General features: G+C 45.3%; 2 protein-coding genes. Both read right to left on the bottom strand.

Going from position 1 to position 530, the window contains the following annotated elements; translation table 11 throughout:
* On the bottom strand, positions 1-382 hold a 382-nt coding region (locus tag AC1DWB_RS37165; RefSeq protein WP_477546028.1), incomplete at its 3' end, for a chemotaxis protein CheC.
* The coding region (locus AC1DWB_RS37160; protein ID WP_477546029.1) for a FliM/FliN family flagellar motor switch protein at positions 372-530 on the bottom strand (159 nt) is incomplete at its 5' end. The genes AC1DWB_RS37160 and AC1DWB_RS37165, both read right to left, overlap by 11 nt.

The following is a 530-nucleotide window of genomic DNA, read 5'->3' as shown; positions in this document are numbered from 1 at the left end:
CGCCTGTACCGCCCATCATTAAATCAGCTATGACTTGTGCATCTCTCGTCTGAATGACCAGCAGATTAATACCGTCGAACCCGTCGATATAGTTGACATGAACAGCTACGTGTGGAACTGGAAATTCTTGATCCAACGCGCTTCTAGCGACCATGGACACTTTGGGTGTCGTGATGTCTACCTTCTTACCCAACAATGTGGATAATGCCGTAGCAGCACTCCCAAACGTAATGTTGCCGATTTCTCCCAAGGCATCTTGCTCAATAGGTGTTAAGTAGTCGTCAACGTTTGCCTCACCATTAAAGTCAAGGGGCTCTTCCACCGTCTGTTTTAATAATGCATCAATCTCTTCTTGCGACAAATAATCTTTGTTATTCGTCATAGTCATCATCCCCCTCGCTGACTATCTCCGTTATTTGAACGGCCAGCCGGTCTTTGATCGTGCCGGGACTACCGATAAATTTCAGTTTTTCGCCTACTTTAATATCCAGCCCTTGATCAACTTCCTTATTCAATGTAATGACATCGCC

This window comes from Paenibacillus sp. P4_E11 (genome assembly GCF_056401635.1).
The sequence above is the reverse complement of the archived record's forward strand: the minus strand, read 5'-3'. Positions and strand labels throughout refer to the sequence as shown.